The organism is Methylobacterium sp. CM6244, from assembly GCF_054817885.1.
On record NZ_CM139247.1, the window covers coordinates 2,790,444 to 2,810,522 of the forward strand.

Genomic DNA, 20,079 nt, shown 5'->3' on the forward strand with positions numbered 1-20,079 from the left:
AATTGGGCGCCATGCCTTATCCTTGTGGTCGACCACACCCGTCGTTGCAGCGAGAAACAATGCCGATGACGTTCGCGACCATGGCCAGCACCGCCTTGATCGGCCTGTTCGTGTGCTTCGGATCAGCGTCGCTGACCGCCGAGGCTGCCGCGCAGGCGGCGGGTCCACAACAGACCCCGCCAAGTCCCGCGGTAAAAGCGGTTCCCGCTCCGGCAACGCAGAACCCAGCTCCGCCACCTCCCGCCGTCGGCCGCCATGGATCACAGGCGCGGGCGGGCGAACGCAGGCGGCGGTCCTATGCCAGTTGCAACCGACTTTCGCACGCGCGCGGCCTGCGCGGCGGGGTACGGCGGCGCTTTCTGATCCGCTGCAAGCTCGGCTACGAACGCCAGAAGCCAGGCCAGGCAGCGGCGCAACAACTGCAGCCAGGGCGTCAGCCGTAATGCGGCCATGCAGGACTCTTCCGTGAAGCTCGTCGTTTTCGACGTTGACGGTACGCTGGTTGATAGCCAGCACCTCATCGTTGCGGCCCAAGGCATGGCCTTCGCCGAGCACGGCATCGTTCCACCCTCGCGATCAGTCTCCCTTTCCGTTGTCGGCCTTTCACTGCCGCAGGCCTTCCGGCGTCTCGTAGGCGAGGATGGGCCTGTGGAAGGCCTGTCCGAGAGCTACAAGCGGGCCTTCAATACCTTGCGCCTGGATCCGGCCTATGAAGAGCCACTGTTCCCCGGAATGGGCGATCTGATCGAACGTCTGCATGCCCGAGACGACCTGCGCCTCGGACTCGCCACGGGGAAATCCCGGCGCGGTGTCGATCGGCTCGTAGAAAGCCATGGTTGGGGCGACGTCTTCGCCACCATCCAGACTGCTGACGACGCGCCATCGAAGCCCGACCCGGCGATGCTGCATCAGGCCATGGCCGCGGTTGGAGCACCGCCAGAGACGACAGTGATGATCGGAGACACCACCTACGACATGGATATGGCGGTGAGTGCCGGCGCGGCCGCCATTGGTGTCGCTTGGGGCTACCATCCGCCGGGAGCGCTGCTTGGCGCTGGGGCAGTGATCGTGGTCGAAACCGCTTCCGCGCTGGCAGATCTGTTCACGGGCGGCCTTCGAACGGTCGCTGTAGACATGACGATTGCGGATCTTACCCGCGAGTAAAGTTCGCTACAGCCATTCAGTATCGCGCCGGCTTCCTGCTCGCAGGCTGCGAGACGATGCGCTAGAACCTCGCGCCATGAGTACAGACGATCCTGCCGATTGGCTTGGCGACGCCCCTCCGGTGCACGATCCGCACAAGGCCGTGCGCGCACAAACCCGCCCCGCATTGCCGAAGCGGTTCTACAAAGTGGCCGGCCTCGCGGGTAGCGAGGAGGGATTTCGCCTGATTCTCGACGGGCGATCTGCCAATACACCGGCCCGTAATCCGCTGACCTTGCCGACCCGCTCACTCGGCGACGCTATCGCCGCAGAATGGGCAGCGCAGGCCGAGTTCATCGACCCCTCGACCATGCCGCTGACTCGCCTCGCCAACACCGCCATCGACGGGGTCGCTCCCCGCCGTGACGCGGTGATCGATGATCTCTCGGCCTATGCAGGGACGGATCTCGTCGCCTACCGCGCCGGAGACCCGGAACGTCTCGTGGCCGATCAAGCCCGTGCCTGGAACCCCGTGATCGACTGGGCGCACGAGACCTTGGGCGTACGCCTGATATTGAGCGAAGGCGTGATGCATGTGACCCAGCCGGAGACGTCGGTGAACGCGCTTCGCGCTGCGATCGCGGCCGTCGAAGGGCCTTTCCGGCTGGCCGCGCTGCACACGATGACGACCTTGACTGGCTCTCTCCTGATCGCCCTCGCCACGCTGCGCGGACATCTCACTCCGATGGAGGCCTGGGCGGCGGCGCATGTGGACGAGGCCTATCAGGCCAGCGTCTGGGGTAGCGATGCCGAAGCTGAGGCTCGGCATGCCCTGCGGAAGGCTGAATTCGAGGCCGCAGCGACGCTGGCAACCCTGGCTCGTTAAATTCATTTTCGCTGCCTTTCCCCCGTGCTAAGGCGCTTTTGAAGTATACCGCCAAGCCATGCTGTCGGACAGGGCACGGCTTCACCCCCACGAACCCATCTCAAGGCTCACCACGCATGAAGGATATTCTCGAGAAGCTGGAAGAGCGGCGCGCTCAAGCCCGTCTCGGCGGCGGCGAAAACCGCGTCGTGGCCCAGCACAAGCGCGGCAAACTGACGGCACGAGAGCGTATCGAACTCCTCCTCGACCATGGGTCGTTCGAGGAATTCGACATGTTCGTGCAGCATCGCTCGACCGATTTCGGGATGGAGAAGCAGAAGATTCCCGGTGACGGCGTGGTCACCGGCTGGGGCACCATCAACGGCCGCACCGTGTTCCTCTTCTCCAAGGACTTCACCGTCTTCGGCGGCTCGCTCTCCGAGACGCATGCCGCCAAGATCGTCAAGGTCCAAGATATGGCGCTGAAGATGCGCGCCCCGATCATCGGCATTTTCGATGCCGGCGGCGCCCGCATCCAGGAAGGCGTTGCCGCTTTGGGCGGCTACGGCGAGGTATTCCGCCGCAACGTCGCCGCTTCCGGCGTCATTCCGCAGATCTCCGTCATCATGGGCCCCTGCGCGGGCGGCGACGTCTACTCGCCCGCCATGACCGACTTCATCTTCATGGTCCGTGACACGAGCTACATGTTCGTCACGGGCCCGGACGTGGTGAAGACCGTGACCAACGAGGTCGTCACGGCCGAGGAACTCGGCGGCGCCAAGGTCCACACCACCAAGTCCTCCATTGCCGACGGGTCGTTCGAGAACGACGTGGAGGCGATCCTTCAGATCCGCCGCTTGCTCGACTTCCTGCCCGCCAACAACATCGACGGCGTGCCGGAGATCGAAAGCTTCGACGACCCGCTCCGGCTCGATAAGTCCCTCGATACCCTGATTCCGGACAACCCGAACAAGCCCTACGACATGGGTGAGTTGATCCGCCGGGTGGCCGACGAAGGCGACTTCTTCGAAATCCAGTCGACTTATGCGCGCAACATCATCACCGGGTTCGGCCGCATCGAGGGCCGCACCGTCGGTTTCGTCGCCAACCAGCCGATGGTGCTGGCCGGCGTGCTCGATTCGGATGCCTCCCGCAAGGCGGCCCGCTTCGTACGCTTCTGCGATGCGTTCTCGATCCCGATCGTCACCTTCGTCGATGTCCCCGGCTTCCTACCCGGCACCGCCCAGGAATATGGCGGTCTCATCAAGCACGGCGCCAAGCTGCTCTTCGCTTACAGCCAAGCCACCGTGCCGCTGGTGACCATCATCACCCGCAAAGCTTTCGGGGGTGCCTATGACGTGATGGCCTCGAAGCATGTAGGCGCCGACATCAACTACGCTTGGCCGACCGCGCAGATCGCGGTGATGGGCGCCAAGGGCGCGGTGGAGATCATCTTCCGAAGTGAGATCGGCGATACCGACAAGATCGCGGCACGAACCAGCGAATACGAGGACCGCTTCCTCTCGCCCTTCGTCGCCGCCGAGCGCGGCTATATCGACGAGGTGATCATGCCCCACTCGACGCGTAAACGCATCGCCCGGGCGCTCGGCATGCTCCGCACCAAGGAGATGGAGCAGCCCTGGAAGAAGCACGACAACATCCCGCTCTAAGCGGTGGAAGGCTTCCCACCGGGGAAGCCTATTCCCAGTGGCCCGCCGCGAAGTGGATGGTGGGCCATGACGTGGGGTGCGGGAGCCGCGATGACATCTTCGGCCATCCCAATCTCGACCCCATCGTCAGGTGCCGCGGCACCTGACGATGAGAAAGGCTCCAGCCGGACCTGAGCGAACGAACGAGTTCCTCAAGACCCACATACGCGGGGCACATCTGGATGAGGTGGTTCGATGCGATGGGCGAACGTGCCCAGCCGACCGTCCGCTCGAAGTTCCGGCTCCGTCCGGTCCGGGTGATCTGACAGTCGCCCCGGAAAGCCGCCATACCTACCAAAGGCTCGGCACTCTCACCCATATCGCGATTGTTCCCGGATGCTGCCAGGATGATCCGACGCAGGAGGGACAGATCGAGAGCTTGCGCCGATGGTTCGCGGCTTGCGCCGGCAAGGGCCGGCTACCAGCTCGCTGGGTTGGGTTGGACCGGAATCTCCGCTTTTGAGCTTCCCCAACGCCCCATCGTGGCAAGACAAACAGTACCTTTTCTTTCAAGGGCATTGTCAGCACTGCCGTGAACAAACCCGCAAATCGCTATCACCGGTTACCGGCTCATCAATACAGAAATAAACCGCTCCAACGATTATTGCCTTAAAAACAACCTGCGTCTCTTTTTTCAGTTGCAACCTTAAATATGACCGCTACGCTCAACCTAGTGATCGAGATCCTTATTGGATAGATTCTAGGATTCGCCATGCCGACCATTAAAATCACGGTAGGTACAGGTTACAATGATGACGATTCCATCACTGTATTTCCTCCGCAACGGTATGACGACGATCCGGAAGCAGATATTTATGTCCGCTCCGTCGGGGTCGATGAGCGACTCGTGATTCGCGATAGCGATGGAGACGGGACAACATTATTCTACTTTTCTGAAGATCGCTTGTCGCACCATGCTACGGCGTTTTCGGGAGGCTACGATTTCAACTTCTCCGACCGCCTTGGAAAAACGACACTCGAGGGTGGAAATTTCGCCGATGTCCTGACCGGTGGATCCGGCTCGGACAGTCTTCTTGGAGGGCTCGGAGACGACACGCTCAACGGTCGTCGCGGCAACGACGTGCTGGAAGGAGGCGCTGGCGCTGACATCTTGAACGGCAGCTTGGGAACCGACACGGCGAGCTACGAGCATTCCTCCGCGGGAGTCACCGTCAACCTGAGCACGGGCGTCAATCGAGGTGGCGATGCCGAAGGCGACGTCTTGATCAGTATCTCCAAGATCAATGGCAGCACCCATGGAGACCATCTCACGGGCAACGCCGCCGCCAACACTTTGATCGGCAACGGAGGAAACGACTCTCTTTACGGCCTAGGTGGCAATGACCGCCTCGTCGTTTCCGAGGATCCCGTCATCATCGACGGAGGCACCGGGAAAGACGTACTGATTGTCACGGGCGTTATCGAACTCACAAACAGCAACTTCAATAGTATCGAAAGGACCTACGTTCGGAACGGCGGTGATGTGTCGTTCGAGTTCGTAACGCAAGGTCAAACCATCGTATCTCAGACGACTTTGGAAAATAGCACCGTCATCTATGGCACCCAGGGCAATGATTGGATCTTGTCCGGCGACGGCAACGACAGTATCACTGGCGGCGCCGGCAACGATAAGTTGTTTGCAGGTTCGGGCGAAACCATTTTCGGCTATACGGACAGTAATTTCGGCCGAGACAACATTTATAAATTCGAAGTCGATATCGATCGCCTTAATGTAACACTCATCGCGAAAAACTTCAGTGACATTAAAATTAAAGCGATTAACGGCGGACAGGATACGCAAGTTACGTTTGCTGGGATTGCAGACCCTGCGCAGAAAATCATCTTGCACGATGTCGTGGCATCGAGCCTGACGGACGGTAGTTTTATTATCTAGCTGTTCCTACACGGCAACTTTACTGAAAGCATCAGCATGCGCCTGACAGGCAGGCATTGCTTCCTGCTACGAGTGCATTCCGGCGACGCAGTCGCCGGATCCTCGAGAGAGGCGCATTTTTACAATGGCCTTGGGGTACTGTACTCAAGCGGCGGTGTCGGTCGCGCCCCCTGAAGACGCCCTTATCGCTCGTGAGGCCATGTGAGGTATTCTGGCGGCAGGGTAGGTGGATGGCGCTGAGCGGTCGATCGTGAGCGCAAAACTCCGCTTGGCCAAGCGTGGCAGTGTTTGTCCGTCGCCACCCTGACCGTGCGGTGAGTCCGCTCGAGCCATTCGAGTGGGCGACAATCGCTTCAGGCGACTCTCAGCTCGAAGATCAGGTTCAGCCGCGTGCGGGCGATCTGGCGATAGCCGCGCGATTCGAGCAGGCCGACGAGGTTGATCTGCCATTGCGCCGTGCCATCCTCGATGAGGAGCAGGCGAGGGTGCAGGGAGACCGGCGCCTCACGAAAGAACGGCTCCAGGATCAGGTCCTCTGCCCCCTCCACGTCGAGCTTGATCGCATCGATCCGGGTGATGCCTTCGCCCTGGGCAAGGCCCAGAAGGGTGACTGCAGGCACTCGGATCTGTGCACCTTCGTTGGTGCCGACAATCTTCAGACTCGATTCGCCCCGGTTGCGCGGATCGACGAACAAGGTCAGTTCACCGGCCTTATCGGCCACCGCGCAAGCCACGGCCTTCACCGTGCCGAACGGGTTCTGGGCGATATTGTAGGTGAGCCGATCGAAGATGTCGGGTTGAGGTTCCACGGCTAGGATCCGCGCGCGGGGACCGGCGAAGGCGGCCACGGACAAGGCGTAGGCGCCGATATTGGCCCCGATATCGAGGAAGGTGCAGCCGGGCTCCAGCCGTGACGCCAGAAGCGCACGTTCTTCGGGATCGAAGAATTGCGGCGTGAACAGCACCTTCTTCTCACAATTGTTGTTGTAGGGGTGCAGCCGCATCCGTGCGCCAAAACGCTCCACGTCGAGGGGCTGACCCTGCAGCATCGTGATCGCGAGTCGCCTCAGCAGGAAGCCGAGACGCCGCCCCGCCCAGCTTTTGCCCGAGAGGTTCACCGTGCGCTTGGTGATGCGTGCCACAAGCCCCTTGGGCGCGTGGGCGCCGAAGGGCGGGATGCCGGAAGAATGCGTATCGGTCATTGCGCCGGGTGATGCCAGCCCGGCAGCCTGACGGCAAGCTTCTCCTGTCGTCCAGCACCGCCCTTGAAGCCTGCATAATTCGACGCCATGCCCACAAACGGCGCACGTCCCCGATTATCGACTGAGCAAACGGTTATCCGGGAGGCATCCTCCGTAGGACTGGCGCCTTCATGAAAAGGGTAGGGGAACAATGCAGCCCCAGGGAAAGCCGCAGTGACGGGCGGCCTTACGGAATCGCTTAGAGCAGCTGGCACATACCATGCAGATGGCTTCAGGTGGGCAACGGCGCCTGCGAGAGACGCCTTCGATGACGGGCGGCTCGTGCTCACTGTGGCGTGAGCGACCAATCTCTCCCCACCCCGTTCATGGGGGCCACTCGCGAGGAGTGCCGGGAGATATCCGATCGCCTGGAGCCTCTCCGCATGCAGTCCCAAAAAGCGACCCGAATCGATCTCTTCAGTCTGGCCACGCCCCAGATGCGTGCCTTCCACATCACTTGGCTCGCCTTCTTCGTCTGCTTCTTCGCTTGGTTCGCGGTCGCTCCGCTGATGCCGGTCATCAAGGGTGAGTTCAAGCTGACCAACGATCAGGTCTACAATATCAACATCGCCGCAGTCGGTATCACCATCCTGGTGCGCCTCCTGATAGGTCCCATGTGTGACCGGTTCGGGCCGCGCCTGACCTACACGGGTCTGCTGACCCTCGGTGCGATTCCGGTGATCGGCATCGCCTTCGCCAATTCCTATGAGAGCTTCCTGTTCTTTCGCCTCGCCATCGGCGCCATCGGGGCGAGTTTCGTCATCACGCAGTTTCATACCTCGGTCATGTTCGCACCGAACGTGGTCGGTACGGCCAACGCCACGGTCGGCGGCTGGGGCAATGCCGGCGGTGGTGTCACCCAGAGCGTGATGCCGCTGATTCTGGCGGCCCTCGTCAGCATCGGCGTCGAGAAGACGATGGGCTGGCGCCTGTCGATGATCGTGCCCGGCGTCATGATGCTGGTCGTGGCATTCCTGTATTACCGCTTCACGCAGGACACGCCCGAGGGCAACATCACCGAGCTTCGTGCGCGCGGCGTTTCGGTTGACGCCGGCAAGAAGGGCGGCTGGGCCGTCTTCAAACAGGCGATGGCGAACTATCGCGTTTGGATGCTCGCGATCACCTACGGCGCCTGTTTCGGAGTCGAGATCTTCATCCATGCGGTAGCGGCGACGTATTATGTCGAACGATTCAGCCTCGACCTGACCCAGGCCGGAATGGCGGCCGGCAGCTTCGGACTTCTCGCTCTCTTCGCCCGTGCGCTCGGGGGCATCGCGTCGGACCGGGTCGCACGTCAGAAAGGCCTCGACGGCCGCACCCTGCTCTTGTTCGTCCTGATGGTCGGCGAGGGTCTCGGCCTTCTCGCTTTCGCCTATGCGGGGTCGGTCGCGCTCGCCGTCATCGCCATGCTCGCCTTCGGTCTGTTCACCCACATGGCCTGCGGCGCGACCTATGCCCTCGTACCGTTCATCGATCGCAAGGCGCTGGGCGGTGTCACCGGCATCATCGGCGCGGGTGGAAACGTCGGCGCCGTGGCGGCTGGATTCCTGCTCAAGGGGGTCGGCAACCTGCCCGGCGCGTTGTTCATCCTCGGCATCGCCGTGCTGATCTCGTCGCTCTGCGCAATCTCCGTGCGCTTCTCGCTCACCCATAAGGAAAACGAGCAGAAGCTGTACGACGAAGCGGTCGCCCAACGCGCCGTCGCCAGCGGCCAGCCCGCCTTCGCCTAGATCGCTCATCGCATCCGCGACAAGGGGAGCAGCGACGCTAGTCGTTGCCCCCTTGTCGGCTTTAGACGCCGCGGAGCTCGTTCAGGCCAGCGAGGCGTGGAGCTTCTCGAAGCGGTCGCGCCAATGCAACCGATAGGCGTTGCGTACGTCCACGCTGACGATCCGGCGGTGCGTTAATGTGATCTCCGTGGCTTTGTCACCCACCGACAGAAAATCCACCTGCACGATAGTCTCGCCGATGCGCAGCATCTCGTTCGGCCCGTCATAAGTCCACGTCTGATGCAGGTGATGCCCGCGTCTGATCTCTTCGAAATAACCGGTAACCGCGTGAAGTGCGCCCGCCTCATCCCGCCCCCGCAGCAGGAATGCCCCCCCGACTCGGGGGTCGATCTCCACATGATCCGCCACGGTTCCGACCGGCGCCATCCAGCCTCGCGCGAGCAATGGGTCCGTCCAGGCTCGGAAGACGTCCGGCTGCGGGGCGCGCACCACGTGTTTGAGAACGACAACGGGAACGATCTGAATCATGGGCCGTCCATATCCTGAAAGATCGAGCCGCATGGCACGCCCTGAATCGTTTAGCTGGGGCGGCCAGATCGTTCTTCGCCCCGCAAGTTCCGTGCGGCAAGGGGAGGAAGACGGTTGGAGTACGATGAGGACAAGGGAAAGGCCGTCCTGTCACCCCTCTGACCACTCGCGCCTTGCCTCAATGCCGCTCAAGGACGATTTTGGCGACCAATAGGCATGGCCCTCGGGCCGCCATCGACCTTCCGACAGGAGCATGCAGCGCGATGCAGACGTTCGATTCCGACGGGACCACCATCGCCTATATCGACGTGCCGGCGAAGGGCGGCAGCGGTGATCCGATCGTGCTGATCCACGGCTTCGCCTCCAACCATGCCGTGAACTGGGTCAATACACTCTGGGTGAAGACCCTGTCCGAGGCGGGGCGCCGGGTCGTCGCTCTCGACAATCGCGGCCATGGCGAGAGCGAGAAGCTCTACGAGCCGGAAGCCTATGGCTCCGACATCATGGCGCAGGATACAAGGCGGCTCCTGGACCATCTCGGTATCGAGCGCGCCGACATCATGGGTTATTCCATGGGCGCGCGGATCTCGGCCTATCTCGCACTCGACAACCCGGAGCGGGTGCGTTCGGTGCTTTTAGGGGGCCTCGGCCTGCATCTGGTGGAGGGGAAGGGCTTGCCGAATGGCATCGCCGAGGCTCTGGAGGCTCCGGCTGGCGAAAAGGCGCCCAATCTCACGGCTGCTGCCTTCCGTACCTTCGCCGAACAGACCAAAAGCGACCTTCGGGCGCTCGCCGCCTGTATGCGCGGCTCACGCCAGACCTTGTCACGGGAGGAAGTCTCTCAGATCGAGGCTCCCACGCTCGTCACGGTGGGCACCCTCGATACTGTAGCAGGCTCGGCCCCGGCTTTGGCGGCGCTCATGCCCCATGCGAAGAGCCTGGAACTCCCCAACCGCGATCACAGCACGGCTGTCGGCGACAAGCTGCACCGGCAGGGCGTTCTGGCCTTCCTCGACGAGCGGCCGTGAGGGCGATCAGCTCTTGAGCCGATAGCCGGTGCGAAAGATCCACGTCACGCTGGCAAGGCAAAGGGCGAGGAAGATCAACGTCATCGCGAGGCTGATCTCCACCCCGACATCGGACGTGCCGAAGAAGCTCCAGCGGAAACCGCTGATGAGATAGACTACTGGGTTCACGAGACTCACCGTCCGCCAGAAGGGCGGCAGCATCTCGATGGAATAGAAGCTGCCGCCGAGGAAGGTGAGTGGCGTGACGATGAGAAGCGGCACCAGTTGCAGCTTCTCGAACCCGTCTGCCCACAATCCGATCAAAAAGCCGAACAGGCTGAACGTGGTCGCAGTCAGCAGGAGAAACGCTACCATCCAAAGCGGATGCTCGATCCTCAACGGTACGAACAGGGCCGCCGTCGCCAAGATGATGAGGCCGATCAGGATCGACTTCGAAGCCGCGGCCCCGACATAGCCGAGCACGATCTCCAACGGCGAGACCGGTGCCGACAGGATCTCGTAGATCGTCCCGGCAAAGCGCGGGAAGTAGATGCCGAAGGATGCGTTGGCGATGCTCTGCGTCAGCAAAGAGAGCATGATCAGGCCTGGCACGATGAAGGCGCCATAGGCGACTCCATCCACGGAAGCCATGCGTGCACCGATCGCTGCGCCGAAGACCACGAAATACAGAGAGGTTGCGATGACCGGAGCAACGATACTCTGAAGGCCCGTGCGCCAGAAACGCGCCATTTCGAAAAGGTAAATGGCGCGGATCGCCGGCCAATTCATCGCAAGAGGATTCATCGGGGCGACCTTCATGCCTGCTCCCTCACGAGATCGACGAAGATGTCTTCGAGGGAACTTTGGCTCGTGGAGAGATCGCGAAATGGGATTCCCGCCGCAGCGAGGTCGGTGAGCAAAGTCGTTATGCCGGTGCGCTCGCCCTTGGTATCGTAGGTGTAGACAAGCTCCTGACCATCCGCCGATAGCGCGAGGCCGTGTGGGGCCAATTCGACCGGCAATGCGGGGAGCGGAGCCTGCAATTGCAGATTCAGCCGCTTTTTGCCGAGCTTGCGCATCAGCTCGGCCTTCTCCTCGACCAAGATGATCTGCCCTTTTCGGATCACGCCGACGCGGTCGGCCATCTCTTCGGCCTCGTCGATGTAATGCGTCGTGAGAATGATGGTGACGCCTTGGTCACGCAGCTTCCGGACCAAGCGCCACATATCCTGACGTAGTTCCACGTCTACGCCTGCGGTCGGCTCGTCCAGGAACAGGATACGCGGCTCGTGGCTGAGGGCCTTGGCGATGAGTACGCGCCGCTTCATGCCACCGGACAGCGTCATGATGCGGCTGTCCTTCTTGTCCCACAGCGACAGGTCACGCAGCACCCGCTCGATATGACCAGGGTCGGCCTTCATACCGAACAGCCCCCGGCTGAAACTCGTTGTCGCCCAAACCGTCTCGAACGCGTCCGTAGTGAGCTCCTGCGGCACGAGGCCGATGGCTCTTCGCGCATTACGGTAGTCTTTTGCGATGTCGTGGCCGTCCACCGTAACGGTGCCGCCGCTTGCCCGGACGAGTCCGCAAACGATGCTGATCAGTGTCGTCTTACCGGCACCGTTGGGGCCGAGCAGGGCGAAGATTTCACCCCTAGCGATATCGAGGTTGATATCCTTCAGGGCATGGAGACCCGATGCGTAGACTTTGGACAAGCCCGCGATGGAGATGATAGGCGGCATCGAATCTCCGTGGATTATTTTTCTTCGGAGCGACTAACGGCGCTGCCATACCATGGAGATGGGTGCCGCGGACGAGTGTGTAGCGGCACGCCGGAGAACAAAAAAGCCGCCTTGCGGCGGCTTTCTCCGAACGTCGACGGAGGTAACACTCAGGCCTGAAGGCGCCCCTTAACCTCGTCCAGGCTGGAGCGGACGAGCGATAGAGCCGCATCGCCCCGGAGGCGCTCCCGCAGGATCACCTCGGACACCTTTACGGCAGCATCGGCGGCGGCGGCGCGAACCTGCGCGGTCGCCTGAACCTCGGCCTGGGCAATCTTGGTCTCGGCCGACTTGGTGCGGCGAGCAATGAACTCGTTCAGACGGGCGTGGCCCTCGTCGGCGATACGCTGGGCCTCTTCGCGGGCTCCGGCAACAATCGCTTCGGCTTCGGACTCAGCCTGGCTGCGGCGCTTCTTGTAGTCGGCCAGTACCGTGGCGGCCTCCTCGCGCAGGCGGCGGGCCTCGTCGAGTTCGGAGCGAACGCGGCGGCCGCGGGTGTCGAGGGCCTTGGTGATCTGAGCGAAGCCGCCGACCTTCCACACGACGCCCATGAATAGGACGAAGGCGACGGCGACCCAGAACTCGGCATCCAACAACATTCTCGTCGTCCTATTTCGTTGGCGTCCGGCCGGGCGGGGCTGGACCGGTCACGTCTGCTGCAGGCGCACTCAGTGCGGGATGGCGACGCGGTTCAATGCGGTATCGAGGCTGGCCTGGTCGGGAGCCGTTCCGGTGAGGCGCTCGACGATGGCGGAGGCCGTTTCGCCGGCGATGGAGCGAACGCTGCCCATGGCTTCGGCGGTGCGGGTGCGAATCGTGGCTTCGGAGGCGGCGATCCTGTCGTTGAGCTCGGCCTCGAGCGTCTTGCGACGGGCTTCAGCCTCGGAGCTCAGGGCAGCGCGGGTCTCGGTGGCGATGGTGCGGGCCTTGGCCTGGGCATCGGTCAGCGACTTCTCGTAGGCGGCTCCGGCTGCCTCCGCCTCGGACTTCATGCGCTGGGCCTCGTCGAGATCGGACGAGAGGCGCGTGGCACGGTCGTGCAGGATCGCCTGGATGCGGGGCAGGGCCACCTTGTCCATCAGGTAATAGAGCAGGCCGAAGGCCAGTGCGAGCCAGATCAGCTGCGAGAGAAAAGTATGGCTCTCGAACGGCGGAAAGCCGCCGCCATGTTCGGACGCGGGCGATGCCATGATGCCTTCATGGGTTGCGGTCGGATGGGCCGGCTGAGCCATGACGTCCTTCGCTCAAAGTAAGTTCGTGAATGAGGACCGGGCGCGCGTCCAGAAGAATGGGGCGCCCGGTCCGGGTCTGCTGTCGGGTCGACGAACGTCGTCTGACTTAGACGGCGAACAGGAGGAGCAGCGCGACGAGCAGCGAGAAGATGCCGAGCGCTTCCGTCAGCGCGAAGCCGAGGAGCAGGTTGCCGCGCTGGCCGTCAGCGGCCGACGGGTTGCGAAGGGCACCGGCGTAGAACTGGCCGAAGAGATTGCCGAGGCCGATGGCGGCACCCGCCATTCCGAGGCAGGCGAGGCCGGCACCGATGTACTTAGCGGCTAAGGGATCCATCAAATTGCTCCTGGTATCGGTTCGTTCGTTGCGTGGAGAGGAATCCGGCCGCAACCGCGGACCGGGGACGGAAGGGGATACCGCCGGGGCCTAGTGGCCGGGGTGGAGGGCGTCGCTGAGGTAGATCGAGGCGAGCGTCGCGAAGACGTAGGCCTGCAGACCGGCGACGAGGAACTCGAGGGCCGTCACCGCGACGCTGAGAGCCAGCGGCAGCGGAGAGATCGCACCCCAGGCACCCGCGGCGAGAAGCGCCGGCACGAAGCCCGCGAAGATCTTGAGGGCGATGTGGCCGGCGAGCACGTTGGCGAAGAGACGCACCGCGAGGCTGATCGGCCGCGAGACGAAGGAGACGATCTCGATGGCGACGATCATCGGCATCAGCCAGCCCGGCACACCCGAGGGCACGAACACCTTCAGGAACTTCGTGCCGTGGGCCATGAAGCCGTAGACGATGACGGTGGTGATCACGAGGAGCGCCAGCGCGAAAGTCACGATGATGTGGCTTGTCACGGCGAACGCATAGGGGATCATGCCGAACATGTTCAGGACGAGGACGAACATGAACAGGGAGAAGATCAGCGGCATGAACCGCTCGGACCCGTGCCCGGCCGACTGACGGAGGGTCGAGCCGATGAACTCGTAGAACACCTCGGCCACGGACTGCATCCGGCCCGGCACCACCGAGCGCTGCGCCGTCGCCACGATCGTGATCAGCGCGATGATCCCGACGGCGGCGAACATGTACAGCGCCGACTGGGTGAACGCGATTTCCTGATTGCCGATATGACCGAAGGATACGAGCGGCTTGAGCTCGAACTGGTGGATCGGATCCATCTTTACGGCCATTGCCGCTACCGTCCTTCTGTCCACGAGCGGGCGAGATGCCCGCTTTGCCTCAGGACCGCTCGAAAGCGGCAAAATTCGCCGATCAGGACCGTTCCCGATCCTGGTTCTTGTCGACCGCGTTTTTCGCGGCCGGCCTCGAGAGCGAGCCCGAGACACGCATGACGTTATAGACGCCGGTTGCGAAGCCCAGCATGAGCAGAACGATCAGACCCCAGGGCTTCGTCCCCAGAAACTGATCGCACAACCAGCCGAGAATGCCTCCGGCGAGGACACCGGCGATGAACTCCGTGGAGAGTCGCATCGCCAGGCCCAAGGATGACGCCCCGTTGGAGCCACCGGCACCCGACGAGGGGCGAGAAGTAGCGGCGGGCCGCTTCTCCTCGATCCGCTTCTCGAGATGCTTCAGTCTCGCCGAGAGATCCTCATCCGGCTTCTGCCGTCCGTCTCCATTCCCATCCCCTGCGTCGTTACCGCTCACGGCGAAAACTCACATTGGCGAGAGTGGAGGGAACCGGCCTGAAAACCCCGTCAAGCGCGGCGCACCATAGTTTCGCCTATCTTGAGTGTCAAGGCGCGCCGAATAGGTCTTAAGTTCCTGTAAAATATAGATAAACAGGCCCTTGCGACGATCCTGAACGATGCGCCCCGTTCATGAAGGGCAATCGACGGCCAAGCTTCGGTCTCAGGCGCCCAGAATCGGCTTGATGACCTTCTCCATCCCGTCGATCGTCATCTCGCCCTTGAAGCGCTCGCCGTTGATGAAAAAGGTCGGCGTCGAGTCGACCTTGAAGGTGTCCAGCCCCTTCTGCTTCACCGCGTTCACGGCAGCGTAGAGCTTCTGATCCTTGAGACAGGTCTCGAATTTCTCCTTCGAGAATCCGGCTTGCCGCAACATCTGCTCCAAGGCATCCACCGGCGATTGCGGCTTCTGCACGTAGGCCCAGCCCTGCTGCTGGTCGAACAGCAGATCGGTGATGGGGTAGTATTTCGCGTCGCCGTCGCAGCGGGCCAGCATGAAGGCCGCGGTCGCCAGAGGATCGAGCGGAAACTCTCGCAGCGTGAAACGGACCTTGCCGGTGTCGACGTAGCGCTCCTTCAAAGCCGGCCAAGTGTTCTTGTGAAACGCGGCACAGTGCGAGCAGGTCATCGAGGCATATTCGATGATCGTGACCTTGGCGTCCTTCGGCCCCAGCCACACGTCACCGAGGGGGCCGGGCTCCATCAGGGACGCGAGGTTCGCATCCTGGGCGAAGGCGTCGAGTGTCAGCCGGGGCAGGAGCGCGGCCGCGCCGATCGCCATGCCGGTGAGTTTCAAGGTGTCGCGACGGGTGATCATGATGTCGACGGGCTCCGCTCGAAGATCCGATCCATGCGGCTTGCGGTAGAGACCCGCGAACAATCTGACAAGACGGGACCTGCGGTCCCGCTTCCATGCGCCGCGACACGGATGGTGTCGGAAGTGAGATTCAGCGAGATTGCGGTGGTGAGGAAGCCACGATCGCCACGCCGAGCCTATCGAGGGCGTCACGCAACGCGTCATCGCCGATGGACGACACGGCCAGGGCGACTTCGCCGCGCTTCACCGGATCGAGGGGCGGCACGACCCGCTTGCGAACGGCTTGATGAACGCGCCCCTGCTTGAGGACGAGCTTGCCGATGCAGGCCCAGCCATAATGGGCGTTGATGCGCTGGATCACCACGGGAGCCAGATGCTGCAATTCCAGGGCGAAGACGCCCTCCACGCGCACCACGAGCGTGCCTGGATCCGGCCGGCCCTGCTCCTCCCGCTTGGCACGGCGCGGCCATTCGAGCTTCGAAGGCTGACAGAAGCGGGCGAGGCGCTCGCCGACGATATCGGGCCAGGCCGCGAGGATATCGGTGGAGGCGAACCCCTGCGCGGCGAAAGCCGGTCCGATACAGGTCTCGATCAGCTCGGCGAGGGGTTTGATGCGGGCCATGAGCTCCGGAGACTCCGATGCGGGCTGAAGTCGCATGATAGCCCGAACGGCGCGGGCTTTCGAATGCTTTGATCGTTCGCCGCCACCCTGTATGGACGGGCGCCCAACACGCCGGATCTCATGTCGCGGGATTTCATGTCACCGGACTTCACGGCAGCGACCGGTTCTTCTGTTGGAGGCCCGCAGGCCGCCGATCTCCTTTCATGGTACGACCGGCATCGCCGCGTCCTCCCTTGGCGCGCCCTGCCGGGGGAAGCTCCGGACCCCTATCGGGTCTGGCTGTCCGAGGTGATGCTGCAGCAGACCACGATCGCGGCGGTCAAACCGTACTTCCTGCGCTTTCTCGAACGCTTCCCCTCCGTGGAGGCCCTCGCGGCGGCGCCGGAGGAGAGCGTCATGTCGGCTTGGGCCGGCCTCGGCTATTACTCCCGCGCCCGCAACCTCCATGCCTGCGCCAAGGCGGTCGCGGAAGCCGGCGCCTTCCCCGATACGCTCGACGGCTTGCGCAAACTGCCCGGCATCGGCGCCTATACGGCCGGCGCCATCGCGGCCATCGCCTTCGACAGGCAGGAAGCGGCAGTGGACGGCAATGTCGAGCGGGTGGTGACCCGGCTCTTCGCAATCGAGACGCCGATCCCCGCCGCGCGTCCCGAGATCCGACGGCTGACGCAGAGCCTCGTCCCGGCGCAGCGGCCCGGTGACTTCGCCCAGAGTCTCATGGATCTTGGTTCGACCATCTGTACGCCGAAGCGACCGGCCTGCGCCCTCTGCCCCTGGATGGCCCCCTGCGAGGCCCGCACCCTGGGGCTGCAGGAAACGTTTCCACGCAAGATCAAGAAAACGAAGGGCGTCGAGCGCTATGGCGCCGCCTTCGTGGCGATCCGGAGCGGCGACGAGGCCGTATTGCTGCGGACCCGCCCCCCCGAGGGGCTGCTCGGTGCCATGGCGGAGCCTCCGACCAGCGCATGGGAGAGCGGTTACGACGTCGCCCAGGCCCTGCTCGACGCTCCGCTGGACGCGCGATGGAAGCGGCTGCCGGGCGTGGTGCGCCACGTCTTCACGCATTTCCCGTTGGGACTGACCGTCTTCGTCGCCCGCGTCGGCCTCGCCACGAAGGCACCGGCCGGCATGCGCTTCACGCCCAGGCGCGACCTCGAGGAGGAACCGTTGCCCGGCGTCATGAAAAAGGTGCTGGCCCATGCGTTCGATCCGAAGCCCGAGGCCGTGAAGCGCGGACGGCCGAAGGCCATGCGGGCGGTCCAGGACACGCCACTCTTCGCAGAAGTCGAGGCTCCGCCGCCCGAGCCGCGCCCGAGCTTTCGCCCAGTGCCCAAGCCGGTGCCGCGCGCGGTGGCAAAGCCGCCGATCGAGGACGGGGAGGGGTTTTTCAGCGAGCCGGAGGAATCGCCCCCGCCTGTGGCGCCGCGCAAGCGCGGCAGGCCGAAAACGCGTCCTCGATAGGACAAGCGCGAACCCCCACCCTGCGGGAGAAGTCGGCTCGCGTCCGATCCTCTCACCGTTGAGAGAGCTAGGCGGCCGAACCCATAGCGGCCCGCATCCGGCCCCGGAACACGTCGATCAGAACCAGTTTTCCGTCACGCTTGGCGTGCCAGAAATCCCAACCGTTGCAGGAGGGAAAGCCCTGGACGAGGGCGCCGATCTTGTGGATCGAGCCCATGGCCGGCCCGACCATCAGCGTCCCATCGGGACGCACCACGGCTTCGTGGCGACCGCGCGCATCGGTGAGGATCTCACCCGCGCGGATATGGCCGGCCTCGATCACGCTGAGGAAGGCGACGCGTGGCTCGGCCCGCTTGGTCGGGGCGACGAGGAGGGCAGCCTTGGACAGGGGCTCCACGGCGTCGATCCGGGCGCGGGCCGCCTCGGCATAGACCGTCTCCCGCTCGATGCCGATGAAGCGCCGGCCGAGCCGCTTGGCGACGGCCCCGGTGGTGCCCGTGCCGAAGAACGGGTCGAGCACCACGTCGCCGGCATTCGTCGCCGAGAGCAGGGTCCGGGCGAGCAGGGCCTCGGGCTTCTGGGTCGGGTGGACCTTCTGGCCGTCGGCGCCTTTCAGGCGCTCATCGCCGGTGCAGAGCGGGATGAACCAGTCCGAACGCATCTGGACGTCATCGTTACCGCCCTTCAGCGCCTCGTAATGGAAGGTGTAGCCCTTCGATTCCGCCGAGCGGGAGGCCCAGATCAGGGTTTCGTGGGCATTGGTGAAGCGCTTGCCGCGGAAATTCGGCATCGGGTTGGCTTTCCGCCAGACGATGTCGTTGAGGATCCAGAACCCGAGGTCCTGAAGCACCGAGCCGACGCGAAAAATGTTGTGGTAGGAGCCGATGACCCAGAGGGTGGCGTTCGGCTTCATCACCCGGCGGGCAGCGGTGAGCCAGGCACGGGTGAACTCGTCATAAGCAGCGAAGCTCGAGAACTGGTCCCAGGCGTCGTCGACGGCGTCGACCCGGCTCTGGTCGGGCCGCAACAGCGAGCCGTCCCCGAGTTGGAGATTGTAGGGCGGGTCGGCAAAGACACAGTCGACGCTTGCCGCCGGAAGGGCGTTCATGGCGGCGATGCAATCCCCGACGAGGATTTCGTCGAGAGGGAGACGCTGGGCGGTGGGTACGAGACCCATCCGCGGCGCCGACACGAGTCGCCCGGTACGCGAGACACTTTTCCGGGCGACGGTGTCGGCAACCGCGGTACGCAGGGAAGCCATGGCAAACACCGGTTACGCGACTGACCGGCAGACCATGCGGCCGTTAACGTAAAGGGCAGGTTGCCGGGGTGTAGACAATGCGTCTCGATTTGGGGCTGCAGATTTTGCCTACCCGCTCCAATACTGACGAATTTCCATCTCTTGCTTGATATTTTTAACTATCTGTTCACCATGAAATCACGGCCGAACGTATATCAACCAGCCGATCTGGAGTTCGACTTGGAACTTCGTCCGGGCCCGTCGCGGATGCTTTCAGCCCACGCGCACCCCATCGGCAGCCATTCCCGCATCGTCAGGGTCACGGGCGACGCGCGCCTCCCATGCACCGCACGCCGGGTTACGGCGATGTCTCGCCATCAATGTGGCAGGGGCCGTGACGGAGTTGGAGAACGGGAACGAAGCTGTCAACGACCGCCTCCATCCGCTCTCAATATAGAATTTCAGCGTACGCCCGATTTGCAATATCTTTAGATTTTATTCACACGTCATGAGACCGACGAAGGCTAATGAAGGCAGGCCTTGCCACATTCTGCTGATCTCATTTCAGCCTTCATTGGCTCTATGTTCCGCAGCCTCTGCAACAACAAAGGGAATGCGGATGAATATGAAGCCTGTTCGTTGGACCGCTGCCGCTATTGGAACCGCCATGTCTCTCGCCGCACTCAGTGCACCGGCCGCAGCCCAATCCGGCGCGGCCTCCTGGTACGGCAGCGGTCGCAAGACCGCGAATGGCGAGCGCTTCAATCCGAACGGGATGACCGCCGCCCATCGCAGCCTGCCGTTCGGCACCCGTGTCCGGGTCGAGAACAAGCGCAACGGCCGCTCGGTGGTGGTGCGCATCAACGATCGCGGGCCTTTCGTGCGCGGCCGGATCATCGATCTCGCCAAAGGCTCTGCCCGAGCGCTCGGCATGGGCGGCACGACCTACGTCTCGCTCAAGGTCGTGAACTGACGCGGAACCCGTGACGTCATGGGCATGCCAGAGGATGGCGGTGCCGGGTCGCGACGACGTGCGGTATGCCTCATCCTCCTGATGCCGCATGGTGATTCCGCGAAAGGCGGGTTTCACTGCCGCGCTTGATCAACTAA

The 20,079-nt window shown here is 63.1% G+C and carries 21 protein-coding genes; 9 read left to right on the plus strand and 12 right to left on the minus strand.

Going from position 1 to position 20,079, the window contains the following annotated elements; genetic code table 11:
• The first annotated feature begins 65 nt into the window (after positions 1-65).
• The 5 genes from ACYQML_RS12960 to ACYQML_RS12980 all read left to right on the plus strand — a co-directional run bounded on the left by ACYQML_RS12960 (position 66) and on the right by ACYQML_RS12980 (position 5,611).
• Complete coding sequence (locus tag ACYQML_RS12960; RefSeq protein ID WP_405030573.1) at positions 66-443, plus strand: hypothetical protein; 378 nt, start codon at positions 66-68, stop codon at positions 441-443.
• A gap of 7 nt (positions 444-450) precedes the next feature.
• Entirely contained in the window at positions 451-1,164 is a 714-nt protein-coding gene (locus ACYQML_RS12965; protein ID WP_311274730.1) for an HAD-IA family hydrolase, read from the plus strand.
• 76 nt (positions 1,165-1,240) lie between these two features.
• Complete coding sequence (locus tag ACYQML_RS12970) at positions 1,241-2,029, plus strand: ATP12 family chaperone protein (protein ID WP_461233041.1); 789 nt, start codon at positions 1,241-1,243, stop codon at positions 2,027-2,029.
• A gap of 116 nt (positions 2,030-2,145) precedes the next feature.
• Positions 2,146-3,678, plus strand: coding sequence for an acyl-CoA carboxylase subunit beta (locus ACYQML_RS12975; protein WP_056430411.1), 1,533 nt, complete (start codon positions 2,146-2,148; stop codon positions 3,676-3,678).
• Positions 3,679-4,429: 751 nt separating this feature from the next.
• Positions 4,430-5,611 (plus strand): calcium-binding protein, encoded by a 1,182-nt coding sequence (locus ACYQML_RS12980; protein WP_311274729.1) that lies wholly within the window; start codon positions 4,430-4,432, stop codon positions 5,609-5,611.
• 353 nt (positions 5,612-5,964) lie between these two features.
• On the opposite strand, the gene ACYQML_RS12985 is transcribed toward ACYQML_RS12980, so the two are convergent.
• Positions 5,965-6,813, minus strand: coding sequence for an FkbM family methyltransferase (locus tag ACYQML_RS12985; protein WP_461233042.1), 849 nt, complete (start codon positions 6,811-6,813; stop codon positions 5,965-5,967).
• A gap of 422 nt (positions 6,814-7,235) precedes the next feature.
• Here ACYQML_RS12985 and ACYQML_RS12990 point away from each other — a divergent pair, with 422 nt between their 5' ends.
• Positions 7,236-8,582 carry an MFS transporter gene (locus ACYQML_RS12990; RefSeq protein WP_461233043.1) on the plus strand — a complete coding sequence of 449 codons (1,347 nt, stop codon included), beginning with the start codon at positions 7,236-7,238 and terminating at the stop codon, positions 8,580-8,582.
• Positions 8,583-8,663: 81 nt separating this feature from the next.
• Here ACYQML_RS12990 and ACYQML_RS12995 read toward each other — a convergent pair whose 3' ends face one another.
• Positions 8,664-9,143: an SRPBCC family protein gene (locus ACYQML_RS12995; RefSeq protein ID WP_461233044.1), complete on the minus strand. Its 480-nt coding sequence runs from the start codon at positions 9,141-9,143 to the stop codon at positions 8,664-8,666.
• A gap of 230 nt (positions 9,144-9,373) precedes the next feature.
• On the opposite strand from ACYQML_RS12995, the gene ACYQML_RS13000 reads away from it, so the two are divergent.
• Positions 9,374-10,138: an alpha/beta fold hydrolase gene (locus tag ACYQML_RS13000; RefSeq protein ID WP_056430428.1), complete on the plus strand. Its 765-nt coding sequence runs from the start codon at positions 9,374-9,376 to the stop codon at positions 10,136-10,138.
• 6 nt (positions 10,139-10,144) lie between these two features.
• Here ACYQML_RS13000 and ACYQML_RS13005 read toward each other — a convergent pair whose 3' ends face one another.
• The 9 genes from ACYQML_RS13005 to ACYQML_RS13045 all read right to left on the minus strand — a co-directional run bounded on the left by ACYQML_RS13005 (position 10,145) and on the right by ACYQML_RS13045 (position 16,268).
• Entirely contained in the window at positions 10,145-10,906 is a 762-nt protein-coding gene (locus ACYQML_RS13005; RefSeq protein ID WP_207410766.1) for an ABC transporter permease, read from the minus strand.
• Between the two features lie 26 nt (positions 10,907-10,932).
• Positions 10,933-11,859: an ABC transporter ATP-binding protein gene (locus ACYQML_RS13010; RefSeq protein WP_461233046.1), complete on the minus strand. Its 927-nt coding sequence runs from the start codon at positions 11,857-11,859 to the stop codon at positions 10,933-10,935.
• 149 nt (positions 11,860-12,008) lie between these two features.
• Complete coding sequence (locus ACYQML_RS13015; protein WP_207410765.1) at positions 12,009-12,494, minus strand: F0F1 ATP synthase subunit B family protein; 486 nt, start codon at positions 12,492-12,494, stop codon at positions 12,009-12,011.
• Positions 12,495-12,566: 72 nt separating this feature from the next.
• Entirely contained in the window at positions 12,567-13,130 is a 564-nt protein-coding gene (locus ACYQML_RS13020; RefSeq protein WP_461233047.1) for a F0F1 ATP synthase subunit B family protein, read from the minus strand.
• 106 nt (positions 13,131-13,236) lie between these two features.
• Entirely contained in the window at positions 13,237-13,464 is a 228-nt protein-coding gene (locus ACYQML_RS13025; protein ID WP_018044493.1) for a F0F1 ATP synthase subunit C, read from the minus strand.
• Between the two features lie 90 nt (positions 13,465-13,554).
• Entirely contained in the window at positions 13,555-14,310 is a 756-nt protein-coding gene (locus ACYQML_RS13030; RefSeq protein ID WP_018044492.1) for a F0F1 ATP synthase subunit A, read from the minus strand.
• 82 nt (positions 14,311-14,392) lie between these two features.
• Complete coding sequence (locus ACYQML_RS13035) at positions 14,393-14,788, minus strand: AtpZ/AtpI family protein (protein ID WP_461233048.1); 396 nt, start codon at positions 14,786-14,788, stop codon at positions 14,393-14,395.
• A 204-nt stretch (positions 14,789-14,992) separates the two neighbouring features.
• On the minus strand, positions 14,993-15,646 hold the full coding sequence (locus ACYQML_RS13040) for a DsbA family protein (protein WP_056430592.1): 654 nt from the start codon (positions 15,644-15,646) through the stop codon (positions 14,993-14,995).
• A gap of 130 nt (positions 15,647-15,776) precedes the next feature.
• On the minus strand, positions 15,777-16,268 hold the full coding sequence (locus ACYQML_RS13045; RefSeq protein WP_056430444.1) for a DUF721 domain-containing protein: 492 nt from the start codon (positions 16,266-16,268) through the stop codon (positions 15,777-15,779).
• Between the two features lie 135 nt (positions 16,269-16,403).
• Here ACYQML_RS13045 and mutY point away from each other — a divergent pair, with 135 nt between their 5' ends.
• Positions 16,404-17,729 (plus strand): A/G-specific adenine glycosylase, encoded by a 1,326-nt coding sequence (gene mutY, locus ACYQML_RS13050; protein WP_461235723.1) that lies wholly within the window; start codon positions 16,404-16,406, stop codon positions 17,727-17,729.
• A 67-nt stretch (positions 17,730-17,796) separates the two neighbouring features.
• Here mutY and ACYQML_RS13055 read toward each other — a convergent pair whose 3' ends face one another.
• Entirely contained in the window at positions 17,797-18,990 is a 1,194-nt protein-coding gene (locus tag ACYQML_RS13055) for a DNA methyltransferase (protein ID WP_461233049.1), read from the minus strand.
• A gap of 646 nt (positions 18,991-19,636) precedes the next feature.
• On the opposite strand from ACYQML_RS13055, the gene ACYQML_RS13060 reads away from it, so the two are divergent.
• Positions 19,637-19,942: a septal ring lytic transglycosylase RlpA family protein gene (locus ACYQML_RS13060; RefSeq protein WP_018044485.1), complete on the plus strand. Its 306-nt coding sequence runs from the start codon at positions 19,637-19,639 to the stop codon at positions 19,940-19,942.
• The last annotated feature ends 137 nt before the right edge of the window (positions 19,943-20,079 follow it).

What these genes read in the sequence shown, in the direction of transcription:
- ACYQML_RS12985 (WP_461233042.1), bottom strand. Translation starts at nt 6,813, where the DNA reads ATGACCGATACGCATTCTTCCGGCATCCCGCCCTTCGGCGCCCACGCG.
- ACYQML_RS13000 (WP_056430428.1), top strand. Translation starts at nt 9,374, where the DNA reads ATGCAGACGTTCGATTCCGACGGGACCACCATCGCCTATATCGACGTG.
- mutY (WP_461235723.1), top strand. Translation starts at nt 16,404, where the DNA reads ATGTCACCGGACTTCACGGCAGCGACCGGTTCTTCTGTTGGAGGCCCG.
- ACYQML_RS12980 (WP_311274729.1), top strand. Translation starts at nt 4,430, where the DNA reads ATGCCGACCATTAAAATCACGGTAGGTACAGGTTACAATGATGACGAT.
- ACYQML_RS12960 (WP_405030573.1), top strand. Translation starts at nt 66, where the DNA reads ATGACGTTCGCGACCATGGCCAGCACCGCCTTGATCGGCCTGTTCGTG.
- ACYQML_RS12975 (WP_056430411.1), top strand. Translation starts at nt 2,146, where the DNA reads ATGAAGGATATTCTCGAGAAGCTGGAAGAGCGGCGCGCTCAAGCCCGT.
- ACYQML_RS13010 (WP_461233046.1), bottom strand. Translation starts at nt 11,859, where the DNA reads ATGCCGCCTATCATCTCCATCGCGGGCTTGTCCAAAGTCTACGCATCG.
- ACYQML_RS12965 (WP_311274730.1), top strand. Translation starts at nt 451, where the DNA reads ATGCAGGACTCTTCCGTGAAGCTCGTCGTTTTCGACGTTGACGGTACG.
- ACYQML_RS13025 (WP_018044493.1), bottom strand. Translation starts at nt 13,464, where the DNA reads ATGGATCCCTTAGCCGCTAAGTACATCGGTGCCGGCCTCGCCTGCCTC.
- ACYQML_RS13005 (WP_207410766.1), bottom strand. Translation starts at nt 10,906, where the DNA reads ATGAATTGGCCGGCGATCCGCGCCATTTACCTTTTCGAAATGGCGCGT.
- ACYQML_RS13045 (WP_056430444.1), bottom strand. Translation starts at nt 16,268, where the DNA reads ATGGCCCGCATCAAACCCCTCGCCGAGCTGATCGAGACCTGTATCGGA.
- ACYQML_RS13055 (WP_461233049.1), bottom strand. Translation starts at nt 18,990, where the DNA reads ATGGCTTCCCTGCGTACCGCGGTTGCCGACACCGTCGCCCGGAAAAGT.
- ACYQML_RS13020 (WP_461233047.1), bottom strand. Translation starts at nt 13,130, where the DNA reads ATGGCTCAGCCGGCCCATCCGACCGCAACCCATGAAGGCATCATGGCA.
- ACYQML_RS12970 (WP_461233041.1), top strand. Translation starts at nt 1,241, where the DNA reads ATGAGTACAGACGATCCTGCCGATTGGCTTGGCGACGCCCCTCCGGTG.
- ACYQML_RS12995 (WP_461233044.1), bottom strand. Translation starts at nt 9,143, where the DNA reads ATGCGGCTCGATCTTTCAGGATATGGACGGCCCATGATTCAGATCGTT.
- ACYQML_RS13030 (WP_018044492.1), bottom strand. Translation starts at nt 14,310, where the DNA reads ATGGCCGTAAAGATGGATCCGATCCACCAGTTCGAGCTCAAGCCGCTC.
- ACYQML_RS12990 (WP_461233043.1), top strand. Translation starts at nt 7,236, where the DNA reads ATGCAGTCCCAAAAAGCGACCCGAATCGATCTCTTCAGTCTGGCCACG.
- ACYQML_RS13060 (WP_018044485.1), top strand. Translation starts at nt 19,637, where the DNA reads ATGTCTCTCGCCGCACTCAGTGCACCGGCCGCAGCCCAATCCGGCGCG.
- ACYQML_RS13040 (WP_056430592.1), bottom strand. Translation starts at nt 15,646, where the DNA reads ATGATCACCCGTCGCGACACCTTGAAACTCACCGGCATGGCGATCGGC.